Origin of the sequence: Acetobacter ghanensis (assembly GCF_001499675.1) — a bacterium.
Classification (GTDB): domain Bacteria; phylum Pseudomonadota; class Alphaproteobacteria; order Acetobacterales; family Acetobacteraceae; genus Acetobacter; species Acetobacter ghanensis.
On sequence record NZ_LN609302.1, the window covers coordinates 2,381,090 to 2,392,158 of the forward strand.

Sequence of the window (11,069 nt, forward strand, 5' to 3'; positions counted from 1 at the left end):
GGCAGATCGGATTCCATGAAACGGCTTGATACGCGTGATGCTGGTTTTGAAAGTGCTTTTAGCGCACTGCTAACCAACCGGGAGGAACAGGGGCAGGAAGTCACCGGCCCCGTTGCCAACATTCTGGCCTCTGTCCGCAAGGAGGGCGATGCTGCCCTCTGTGCATTGACCGAACGTTTTGACCGTCTGCCTGTAACACCGGAAAAACTGGCTTTTACCGCACAGGAAGTAGCGCAGGCCAAAGCACAGGTCAGCCCCGAACTGCTGGACGCGCTCGATGTCGCCGCCCAACGGATTGAGACCTTCCACCAAAAGCAGCTCCCATCGGACATGCGTTATACGGATGACGCGGGCATGACCTTGGGTCTGCGCTGGATTCCGCTGGATGCAGCAGGCCTGTACGTTCCCGGCGGCAAGGCAGCGTATCCGTCCTCCGTGCTGATGAACGCCATTCCCGCCAAGGTCGCAGGGGTCAAACGGCTGGCCATGTGCGTGCCAACGCCAGACGGGGTTATCAACCCGCTGGTTCTGGCCGCAGCCGACCGTGCCGGCGTGACCGAAATCTACCGTGTGGGTGGGGCACAGGCCGTGGGTGCCATGGCCTATGGCACACAGACCATCCGCCCCGTGGACCGTATTGTTGGCCCCGGCAACGCCTATGTGGCCGAAGCCAAACGGCAGGTCTTTGGCCATGTGGGGATTGATAGCATTGCAGGCCCGTCCGATGTGGTCGTCATTGCCGATTCGGGGTCTGACCCGCGCCTGATCGCACTCGACCTGTTGGCACAGGCCGAGCATGATGAACTGGCGCAGGCCACCCTGATTACCCCGGATGCAGCCTTTGCCGACACGGTTATACAGGCAGTCAAAGCCGAGCTTAAAGTGCTCACCCGTACAGCCATTGCCAGCGCCAGTTGGGAGCGCAATGGCGCTGTGCTGGTAGCGCGGGATCTGCTGGAGGCCGTGGAGCTTGCCAACCGTCTGGCCCCCGAACATCTGGAACTGATGGTGGATGAGCCAGAGGCTCTGTTTGCCCACGTACGTCACGCGGGAGCGGCATTCCTTGGCCGATTCTGCCCCGAAGCCGTGGGGGACTACGTAGGTGGCCCCAACCACGTTCTGCCCACATCACGCACAGCGCGCTTTGCCTCTGGCCTGTCGGTTTACGACTTTATGAAGCGCACCACTTTTCTTTCCGGTGGGCCAGACGCCCTGCGCCGGATTGGCCCTTCCGCCGTGGCTCTTGCCCATGCAGAAGGGCTGGAGGCCCACGCCCTTAGCGTTTCTGCCCGGCTGGATGCTCTGGCAGCGCAGACACCTAATGCTTGACCGCCAAGCGCCCCTCAACCATACCTTCTGACCAAACTTCCGTCAGTTTTAACATACACGAAGGATGCAATGTCTAAAGAAGACATGATCGAATTCAGCGGCACAGTTACAGAACTGCTGCCTAATGCCATGTTCCGCGTAAAGCTGGACAACGAACACGTTATTCTTGCCCATACCAGCGGCAAGATGCGCAAGAACCGTATTCGCGTTCTGGCAGGTGACCGGGTGAATGTGGAAATGACCCCTTATGACCTGTCCAAAGGTCGTATCACCTTCCGCTTCAAGTAAGCATGACGTCCTCTGACCAGTTACAAGCGGGGCGGAATATAGCCCCCCTTCTGGTTCTGGCATCCGCCTCGCCACGGCGTATTGCCCTGCTGGCGCAGATCGGGCTTGTGCCCGACCGCGTTCTGCCAGCCAATATTGACGAAACACCCGCCAAAGGTGAGGTCCCCCGGGTGTATGCCCAGCGTATGGCCGCCCAAAAAGCCCACGCCATTGCCAGCACACTAACGGAACCGGCTCTGGTTCTGGCTGCCGATACGGTTGTCGCTCTTGGCCGCCGCATCCTGCCCAAGGCGGAGGACCGGGACACGGCGCGCTACTGCCTTGAGCACCTGTCCGGCAGGCGGCATACGGTGCTGACATCCGTTGTGGTGGCACCCACCGCCAGTTGGGCACAGGGACGGCACGGGGCACGGTTGGTGGAAACCGCTGTGACCTTCTCCCGCCTCACGCCATATCAGATTGATGCCCTGCTGGATGCCGGAGACTGGTCTGGCAAGGCCGGTGGCTACGCTCTGCAAGGCCATGCCGCAGGCTTTATACGCGCCTTGTCCGGCAGTGCCTCGGCCGTTATTGGCCTCCCCCTGTTTGAAACAGCCCAACTGCTACGTGGGCAACCCGGTGGCTGGCTAGCGTGAGTCTGTTCCTGCGCATTGCCACCTTTCCGGGCGAAATGCGCATTGCCGTTACCAAAAACGATACGCTGCTGGATTTTGCCCTCTGGCGTCCAGCCGCGCCGGATATGGTAGGCAATGTGTACCATGCCCGCATAGAGGCGTTGACCCCCGGCATCGGCGGCGCGTTTGTAGCCCTTGGTGCCGACCAGAGCGGCTTTTTACCCCTCCAGAACGGTGCGCCCCAACTGACCGAAGGACAGGCCGTAACTGTGGAGGTCAGCCGCGCAGCGCAGGGTGGCAAAGGCGTGCGCCTGCGCCTGTTAGCTCCTGATGTTGCATCCGATAAAAAGGGGTTGATAACCCCCGGCCCCACGCCGCTGGCCCGTCTGGCCGCGCTATGGCCCACGGCAACAGTGGTGGTGGACACACCAGCCGCTGCGGCCCATATCCCGCCCTCCTTACGCGCAAGACGCGCACAGGGCTTTACTCCCTACCCCGAGGCCATCGCCGCTGCGTGTGATGCGCTGGAAGACCCCGTGGTGCCACTACCCGGCGGCATGGAAGCCACCATTACGCCCACCCCAGCCCTCATTGCGATTGATATGGACGCCCCGCCTGCGCAAACAGGCCGCCCCAAGCAGACAGCACAGTTTGCCGCCAACCGCGATGCCCTGCCCACGCTTATGCGCCAGATTCGGCTACGCAACCTGTCCGGCGCTATTCTAATAGACCCGGCTGGCCTTGCCACCCGCAAGCGTCAGGCCCTACTGGCTCCGGTTAACGAAGCCCTTAAACCGGACCCCCTCCACCCGCGTTGTCTGGGTGTCACAGGTCTGGGGCTGATCGAAATTGTGCGGGCGCGTATTTACCCATCCCTGCCCGAGCTGCTGAACAGTCCACATGGGCGCGCCCTGCGCGTGTTACGGCACATTCTGGCGCACGCTCCACACACACACCGGATTTGCGGTGGTTCTGGTATTATTCGGGCACTGGAGCAGGACCCCGAGGCCATGGCGGACTGTGGCCGCCAGCTTGGCAGACCGTTAAGCCTGCACACGGACCTTGCCCTGCCCGATTTTACATGGACGGTTCAGGATAAATGACGACCAAATCTGCAAAATGCCCGATCTGCGGCAAACCCTCCGCCCCCGAATACCGGCCCTTCTGCTCCCAGCGTTGCGCGGATGTGGACCTTGGCCGCTGGTTTGGTGGTGCCTACCGCATTCCGGGAGAGCCGGTTCCGAACGGGGAAAACGAAAAAGCTGAAATAAATGATGAAACATGACTTGATCTCATCAGCCAGCTGAGATAAATCCTCTCTCACACCGCAAGGTTGCGGTGCCCAAGTAGCTCAGTTGGTAGAGCATGCGACTGAAAATCGCAGTGTCACTGGTTCGATCCCGGTCTTGGGCACCATTTACTTGCCTCCTTTTCTGGCAGTAAAATAAAAACTCCCTAAAAAAATAAAACAGATTTTGGCAAAGCCAGACGTTGTTCCTGTATGCGTTCATACAGTGCTACGCCGGAGCCTTTTGTAAAATACGACCCGGATAAAGGCTGACCACGCTCAATCAGCCCGCTTTGTCTTTAGTAATGCGCGCTAGCGTGCCTAAAGATGCAAGCGCATATGGGTGCGCAGGTCATTACACCGCTTGGCATACTGCGATGCCTTGGATGCGGTGAAGTAATTGATCAGAAAAGCGCCGAGGAGCGAACCGAATGACACAACGGTCAGAAGTTCCCCCATAAACAGAATGGGCGCATCGTAATGCAGGGCAGAATACCAGAGCAGGCCAATGCTGAGCACCGCCCCACAAAAACCCAGAACCCCGGTTGATTTGAGCAGGGAATCCTCAATGCTTTCAAAGGCCGAGGTCTCACGCCACAGGTCAAACAGCTTGCGGTCCACTTCGTCCACCGCGTCAGTATGTGCCTTAATTTCGGCTTCCGTGCGTTTATGTGGATTTTTCCGATGAATATCCAGCTCCTGCCGCGCCTTGGCAAACACGCGCCGCCGCTCCTTAATGGCGGGCAGACTGATGTCCACAAAGCTGAGAATGGCGACATTGAGCCCCGCGGAAAGCTGTACAACAGCCTGAAAGTCACCCCACGTCACGCTCATTCTTCCAGCACCTCAACCAGACACGCCAGTGTTATCCGGCCCCTTTCTTATAAAGGCGGCAACGTGAAATAAAGAGGGCTGGCGGCATGACGGTCATGCCCTTCCGCCTTGCATAGGGCCATAAGGGCTAGGCCGCCCCCTATGGCAGGGGAGCAGTCCGATACAATGAAACACGCAGGCCACCATGCGGCACAGGGGCCTCTGGCGGTAAAAACGGCAGACCGGTTGCATGGGCCAGTTTGGCCTCGGTTGTGACAATCCCCACGCGCCAGCCAGAAAAATGTGTCAGCAACGTCTGCCCCAATGCGCGGTAAAGCGGGATTAGACTCTGCTTGTCACCAATCCGGGTGCCGTATGGTGGGTTGGCTATAACCAACCCGGCCGGCCCCGGCGGTGGCCGCAACGCACTCACCGTTGCCTGTGTGAACGCTACATAGTCCTGCACACCGGCCCGTTCCGCATTAGCCTGGCTCATGGCCACAGCCCCCGCATCCCGGTCGCTTCCGTAAAAGCGGTATTCTGGCGTGCGCTGGCTTTTTACCGCGCGCATCTGCTGCCATGCCTGCTCATCAAACGTTGCCAGCAGTTCAAAGGCAAAGTGGCGGGCACGCCCGGGGTTAAGGCGCGCGGCTATTTCGACGGCTTCAATAACAAACGTGCCAGACCCACACATGGGGTCCAGCACAGGCTCCTGCCCATTATAACCACACTGTTGCAGGAACAGCGCCGCCATTGTCTCACGCAGGGGGGCACGGTTAACGGCCTGTTTGTAACCCCGCCGGTGCAACAGGTCGCCCGATGTATCCACACTCAGGGTGCATATGTTCTGCTCAATCCGCGCCTTGACCACGACCGGGGCGTCATCCGCCTGTTGGGCGCCCAATGTCTGGGTAATCGCTTTGGTAATCCGTTCCGCGGCAGCCCCGGCATGGTACACGCGCGAAGCAGCGCAGCTTGCCTCCACCCTGAACGGCACATCTGCCCGCAGGATGGTCTGCCACGGCACCCGGCACGCCCGTTTGTCCAGCTGGGACAGGTGCACAACGGGAAAAGACGCAATACGGGCAAGGACCCGGCTGGTGCCCCGCACCCACAGATTGGCGCGCCACACCTGCGGCCATCCGCCGCGTATGACCACCCCACCGGGCACCGCGACAGGCTGCTTGAAGCCCTTGAGCCGCACCTCCGCACACAGAGCGGATTCCAGGCCCGGTACGGTTGCCAGAAATATCTCGAAGTCCTTGTCTTTCGTCATGACGCCTCAATGGCAGGAAGCCAGCCAGACGGCAACTTTATCCTCCTCCGCTCCACCATCTGGCCTGCGCCCAACGGGTGTTGAGGTACTGCCAAACCCGTGTATAATTGTTGCCAAACCGAACGATATAAGCAGGAGCTTTTCATGAAAAAAACCATTCTGGCTGTGCTGGCAGCAACTGCGGGCCTGTCTGGCCTGGCAGGGAACGCACACGCAGCAGCCGATGGTGCACAGCTGTTCTCCACCCATTGCGCCATGTGCCACCAGAGCACGGGTGATGGTGTGCCGGGGCAGTTCCCTCCGCTCAAAGGCCGCATCAACCAGATTGCAGCCACCCCGGAAGGCAAGAACTACGTCATGCATGTCCTGCTTAATGGTCTGGCAGGCAGCCTGAAGGCAGGCAACACATCCTACATGGGTTACATGCCCTCCATGGCCGCCATGTCGGATGAGGACATTGCTGCCCTTCTGACCTATGTTTCCACCCTGTCGGGCGATGCCTCGGCCCCGGCCTTTACTGCGGATGAAGTCAAAAGCGCCCGCGCCACACCCCTGCAGCCGGGTCAGGTTCTGGAAGAACGCAATACGCTCAACACAGCACACCCGCTGCCATAAGCCGCCCTTACGGTCGGACCAGACAGCAAAAAAGCCTCCCGCACAGTGTTGCGGGAGGCTTTTTTATTGGGCACCCGGCACAACCTGTTGCCGGGTGTTCAACACAACGGGGCTTACTGCGCGGTATAGCCGCCATCAATAACCAGTTCACTTCCGGTCATGAATTTGGATTCGTCCGACGCCAAAAACAGAATGCCATAAGCAATATCATTCGGTTCACCCAGATGGCCGAGCGGATGCAGGTCCACCAGTTTCTGCCGGGCTTCTGCCGCATCTTTGGTCAGCCCCTGCACCATAGGGGTCCAGATGTAACCCGGATGCACGGAGTTAACCCGGATTTTGTAACCCGACTTGGCACAGTGCAGAGCTGCGGACTTGGTAAACAGGCGCACGCCCCCTTTGCTGGCATTGTAGGCGGCCAATGTGGGGTCGCCCACCAGCCCTTCAATGGAGGACAGGTTGATAATGGAGCCAGCGCCAACTTTTTTCATGGCTTCAACAGCATATTTGGTGCCAAGGAACACGCTGTTCAGGTTAATGGACTGCACGCGCTGCCAGTCTTCCAGACTGGTGCTTTCCACCGTGCCGTTATAGGCAATACCGGCATTGTTTACGGCTACATCCAGCTTGCCGAACGTCTTTTCCGCAACGGCTATGGCATTCTGCCAGTCTGCTTCCTGCGTGACATTGAGTTTAACAAACAGAGCCTCGCCCCCAGCGGCCTTAATTTCGGCAACTGTGTTCTGCCCTGCTTCTTCCTGCAAGTCGGCTACCACAACCTTAGCGCCTTCCTTGGCCAGCAGAATTGCCGTGGCCTTGCCAATACCATTGGCCGCCCCGGTTACAATGGCCACTTTTCCTGCAACGCGCGTCATCATCTGACTCCTTGGTTTGTTCTACCGATCATTACAAACGCAAAGCAAAGCCTTTGGCCTTGATGCCCGTCAAAAAAGTCCACTCTTCTTTTTATTCTCACAAAAACGGACATCCGCTCCCGCCATCAGGCCGGATCTTTGCAGGCCTTCCATGCCGCAAGCGCCCTCTGCCGTGCAGCGCTATGGTCCACTATGGGGCTGGGGTAACCAGTAGGCTGCAAAAGCGTAGCCTGCCACGGGGTATGAATGTCCGGGCCAGACACACCCGCCAACTCGGGCACCCATGTGCGAATATAATCCCCATCGGGGTCAAACTTCTGCGATTGCAGAATGGGGTTCATAATCCGAAAGAATGGGGCCGCTTCAACCCCCGTACCTGCGTTCCACTGCCAGTTCATAGGGTTACTGGCGGGGTCATAATCCACCAGCGTATGGGCAAACCAGCGTTCGCCCTCCCGCCAGTCGATCAACAGATGTTTGACCAGAAAAGACGCCACCACCATGCGCACCCGATTGTGCATAAGGCCCGTTTGCCAGAGCTGGCGCATACCCGCATCCACCAGCGGGTAACCTGTTTGCCCTTTTTTCCAGCGCGCTAGTCCCTTGGGGTCGTCCCGCCAAGGCATGGCGTCAAACTCTGGTTTGAGGTTGCGCGTGCTCAGATCCGGATATGACCAGAGCAAAGACCACGCAAACTCGCGCCATCCGATCTCGGACAGGAACTTAACCCCACTACTCCCCGCATCGGCTGCGGTAACGGCGTGCCATATCTGGCCCGGCGTCATCTGCCCCGTACGCAAAAAGGGCGAGAGTTCGGATGTTGCATCCCTTATGGGAAAATCCCTGTTCTGCTCATACGCTTGCAGGGCATGGGCGATAAAATCCTGCAACTGTTCGTGGGCTTCCCGCTCCGAAAACACATGGTATGACGCCATGGCCGCGCCCCATGCTGGCAGTTTCTGCCCCATTGTAGGGGCTAAAACCTGCCTGTCTGGCAGGGCGGAACAAGAGGCAAACACCATGCCTGCCGGTGCGGGCAATGGCGCGGGATAATGCGCATTGGCGCAGGCCGCCCGCCAGAATGCCCCAAAAACCTGAAAAGGCTGCCCCGCCTTACTACGCACAGTCCATGGCTCATGCAGCAGGCTGCCAGGGGTGCTGTGCACATCCACCCCCATTTGCTTTAGCTGGGCTTTAATCCGTGTATCCGTAGCTTTGCCCACGGGGTCATACCGCCGGTTCCAGAACACCTGCCGGCAACCAGTCTGGCTGACCAGTTCCGGCAGAAGCTGCTCCGGGTCTGCGGCAAAAACGTGGAGTTGCCCACCCTGTGCCCGCAAAGCCTGATCCAGCGCCTCCATACTTTTAGCACGCCACCAGTCCAGCGCTGTGGTGCACGGTTGGCCTGCGAGCTGCATAGACACACACAAAATAGGCTGACCGCTCCGGGCCGCCTGTGTCAGAGCCAGATTATCGGCCAGTCGCAGGTCGTCGCGGAACCAGACCAGAACAGGGGGTAGGCTGTTCTTGCTCATTGTTACTCTACTTACCGGTGCACCTGTGCCGTCTTAGTTCACCGGGCCATCGGACAGGCGCACAAGCACCTTGACCGGGTCGCCGTTATCATCCGGCCCTACGTAAAAGTCCCGCCACGTATTGCGCGAGAAGATCCATGTTTTGGCCAGATTAACCCCAAGGGAGTGGCTCTTGCAGCTTGAACTGCCGTCTCCTCCCTGACCACCAGCGCACTGCGGGGAGTTCCCGCCTTTGGCGGGCAGATACACGTTGGTTTCCAGCACTGCGGTGCGTCCGTTCAGGCGGATTGTCCCTTCGACCCCCACCTTGTTACTGACCTCAATGGGTGCACCGGCTGGTGGCGGCGGGCCCTGCACCACCACATCGGAAAAATTGGCAGGGTTGACCGAACACACTTCGGACGAAGCCGTGCTGATTGTGCGTTCCACACCATTAATGGTGACCACCACATGCACATCAATAATATAAACCGGGCCAGACACGCACAGCGTGCTCTCCCCATCGTTCGCAGAGTAGGGGGAACGGGTCTCGGGGGCGGCTTCGGCCCTATGGGCCGTTAGAGACAAGGCAAAGGGGGCAAGAAAAAGACAGGATGCCATCACAAAAAGTCTTTGCTTCATCACCACTGCCAACACCCTTTATCCATCATTTGTAAAAAAGCAGCCTTTATGCTGCTCCCAATCTGGCATGAATGGCCAAAAATAAACAGCCTGTCTCGGCCTCCAATACAAAGGAGCCTGTTGGGGCCAAAACAGACCAGCGCACCCTACCCCAAAAACAGGGCATTGCCGCTTACACATTGAAATATAAGGGAATTTTTTAGGATGGTGGACCCGACGCGATTCGAACGCGTGACCTTTGCCTTCGGAGGGCAACGCTCTATCCAGCTGAGCTACGGGTCCCTTGGCCCTTCTCCTAGCCCAAAGCGGGGGGCGTTGCCAAGCCTTTATCTTTAACCTGCGACAACTTACCCACTAGCAGCCAGACCACCCTGATCCGCAAGGTGTAACGTGGTCTATTTATGGCGCGGCGGCACCGTCCAGCCGGGCGGGCAGAAACCATGCCGGGTCACCCGTTGCTGTGCCCCGCTCCCCTGCACCCTGCGCCATCCACGCAGCAGCCGCCAGATCGCCCCCCGATGGCAAAAACCGCTCCGGGTGGCTTATCCAGCTTGCAATATCGTTTAAGGCGGCCACCCCGTTCCGGTCACGCAGCAGCAGATGGTGCCCACCCGTTACAAGGTCCAACCGGACATGTGCAGGCAACACCCGCCACACCTGAGCCATGGCTTGCGGAGGCACAAGCTGGTCCTGATCTCCATAAAGGCAAAGAACAGGGCCATGCAGGTGTGGGGCCACGTGGGCTGCCCTACGCATCAGCATGACCAGCCCGCGCAGGGCTTCCAGCCGCGTTTCACGCAGGGTTAGCGGGTCATAATACAGGCGGATAAGAGCTGCGCGGTTATCGCTCGCCACCACATGCACCGGCAATTCCCGCCCTGTCACAAGCCGTTTGGGAAAAACCTTTGCCAGCACATCCAGCGGAATATCCGCCCCCCATCCAAGGTCCCACACCGCAGGAGCGAGCAGTATGGTCCCCGCCACATGGGGCGCAAAAGGGTCTGCCATAAGCGCCATAAGAATAGCACCGCCCATGCTCTCCCCCATAAGGTAAAGCGGCACATCGGGGTGTTCATGCTCAATCTGAGCGGCTTCTTCCCGCACATCAGCCACCAGACGCGCGCTCCCGGCCCAGCCGCCACGCATGGGGGCGCCCCCAAACCCGCGCACATCAGGCGCAACCAATGTAACCCCCTGCCCGGCAAGGTTGGGGGCGGAAGATTCCCATGCGTCCCGGCTATCATTAAAACCATGCAGAGCCAGCACCACAGCCCGTTCCGGGCCATGCGCCTGCCAGACACGAGCGGGAATAGCCGCGCCATCCCGCAAGGAAAACACAAGGTCGGGAGGAACAAGGCGGCCTGCCGCAGCATACCGTGCAGGGGGAACTGGCACTGGCTGGGGAATGGCCGTACACCCCACAAGCAAAACCAGCAGGCATACCAGCGCCATCCACCCCCGGCTTCTGCGGCGCAGGAGGGCGTTGCTCACGCGTATGGGAAAAGAGGCATACTGCACAACCACGGTTGGAATGCGTATCATCCCACCTGACTTTACGCCACACCTCTACGCGCCAATCTGGAAAGGCCCAGCTTCATGCTCATCCAACCGGCAAACCCCATTCCACGCCCCCGTCTGGGCCATGTGGAGACCATTCTGGTGGACCAACGCAAAATTGCCTGCGATGGCGGGTTAGGCCCGTTAGGTCACCCCCGCGTCTGGCTTAAAATTGGCGGTCACCAAACCGTCTGCCCCTACTGCTCGCGCCTGTTCGTGCTTCAGCCGGGTGCGGCAACCGACTCCGGGCACTGAATC

The 11,069-nt window shown here is 59.2% G+C and carries 13 protein-coding genes and 2 tRNA genes; 8 read left to right on the forward strand and 7 right to left on the reverse strand.

Annotated elements, in window-relative coordinates; genetic code table 11:
* The first annotated feature begins 15 nt into the window (after positions 1-15).
* The 6 genes from hisD to AGA_RS11090 all read left to right on the forward strand — a co-directional run bounded on the left by hisD (position 16) and on the right by AGA_RS11090 (position 3,647).
* A complete protein-coding gene (gene hisD, locus AGA_RS11065; RefSeq protein WP_059024344.1) occupies positions 16-1,329 on the forward strand; it encodes a histidinol dehydrogenase in 1,314 nt (437 codons plus the stop codon).
* Between the two features lie 69 nt (positions 1,330-1,398).
* Positions 1,399-1,617 (forward strand): translation initiation factor IF-1, encoded by a 219-nt coding sequence (gene infA, locus AGA_RS11070; protein WP_003623225.1) that lies wholly within the window; start codon positions 1,399-1,401, stop codon positions 1,615-1,617.
* A 2-nt stretch (positions 1,618-1,619) separates the two neighbouring features.
* Complete coding sequence (locus AGA_RS11075; protein ID WP_059024345.1) at positions 1,620-2,252, forward strand: Maf family protein; 633 nt, start codon at positions 1,620-1,622, stop codon at positions 2,250-2,252.
* 35 nt (positions 2,253-2,287) lie between these two features.
* The gene (locus AGA_RS11080) at positions 2,288-3,334 is read left to right on the forward strand and encodes a ribonuclease E/G (protein WP_059024844.1); all 1,047 of its coding nucleotides are present in this window, start codon (positions 2,288-2,290) and stop codon (positions 3,332-3,334) included.
* Positions 3,331-3,516, forward strand: a complete 186-nt coding sequence (locus tag AGA_RS11085) for a DNA gyrase inhibitor YacG (RefSeq protein WP_059024346.1) — start codon at positions 3,331-3,333, stop codon at positions 3,514-3,516. Before AGA_RS11080 ends, AGA_RS11085 begins: the two co-directional genes overlap by 4 nt.
* A gap of 55 nt (positions 3,517-3,571) precedes the next feature.
* A tRNA-Phe gene (locus tag AGA_RS11090) sits at positions 3,572-3,647 on the forward strand.
* A gap of 193 nt (positions 3,648-3,840) precedes the next feature.
* On the opposite strand, the gene AGA_RS11095 is transcribed toward AGA_RS11090, so the two are convergent.
* Entirely contained in the window at positions 3,841-4,353 is a 513-nt protein-coding gene (locus AGA_RS11095; protein WP_059024347.1) for a hypothetical protein, read from the reverse strand.
* Between the two features lie 139 nt (positions 4,354-4,492).
* A complete protein-coding gene (locus AGA_RS11100) occupies positions 4,493-5,608 on the reverse strand; it encodes a THUMP domain-containing class I SAM-dependent RNA methyltransferase (RefSeq protein ID WP_059024348.1) in 1,116 nt (371 codons plus the stop codon).
* Positions 5,609-5,752: 144 nt separating this feature from the next.
* Between AGA_RS11100 and AGA_RS11105 the strand changes: the two genes are divergently transcribed.
* Complete coding sequence (locus tag AGA_RS11105) at positions 5,753-6,223, forward strand: c-type cytochrome (protein ID WP_059024349.1); 471 nt, start codon at positions 5,753-5,755, stop codon at positions 6,221-6,223.
* Between the two features lie 113 nt (positions 6,224-6,336).
* Here the strand turns inward: AGA_RS11105 and AGA_RS11110 are convergent, their stop codons facing one another.
* From AGA_RS11110 to AGA_RS11130, 5 genes are all read right to left on the reverse strand, one after another.
* Positions 6,337-7,098: an SDR family oxidoreductase gene (locus tag AGA_RS11110; RefSeq protein WP_059024845.1), complete on the reverse strand. Its 762-nt coding sequence runs from the start codon at positions 7,096-7,098 to the stop codon at positions 6,337-6,339.
* A gap of 125 nt (positions 7,099-7,223) precedes the next feature.
* Entirely contained in the window at positions 7,224-8,633 is a 1,410-nt protein-coding gene (locus AGA_RS11115) for a cryptochrome/photolyase family protein (protein WP_059024350.1), read from the reverse strand.
* Positions 8,634-8,666: 33 nt separating this feature from the next.
* A complete protein-coding gene (locus AGA_RS11120) occupies positions 8,667-9,233 on the reverse strand; it encodes a hypothetical protein (protein WP_157065348.1) in 567 nt (188 codons plus the stop codon).
* Positions 9,234-9,459: 226 nt separating this feature from the next.
* Positions 9,460-9,536, reverse strand: a tRNA-Arg gene (locus AGA_RS11125).
* 117 nt (positions 9,537-9,653) lie between these two features.
* Positions 9,654-10,796, reverse strand: a complete 1,143-nt coding sequence (locus AGA_RS11130; protein ID WP_059024352.1) for an alpha/beta fold hydrolase — start codon at positions 10,794-10,796, stop codon at positions 9,654-9,656.
* Positions 10,797-10,850: 54 nt separating this feature from the next.
* Here AGA_RS11130 and AGA_RS11135 point away from each other — a divergent pair, with 54 nt between their 5' ends.
* Positions 10,851-11,066: a zinc-finger domain-containing protein gene (locus AGA_RS11135; RefSeq protein ID WP_059024353.1), complete on the forward strand. Its 216-nt coding sequence runs from the start codon at positions 10,851-10,853 to the stop codon at positions 11,064-11,066.
* The last annotated feature ends 3 nt before the right edge of the window (positions 11,067-11,069 follow it).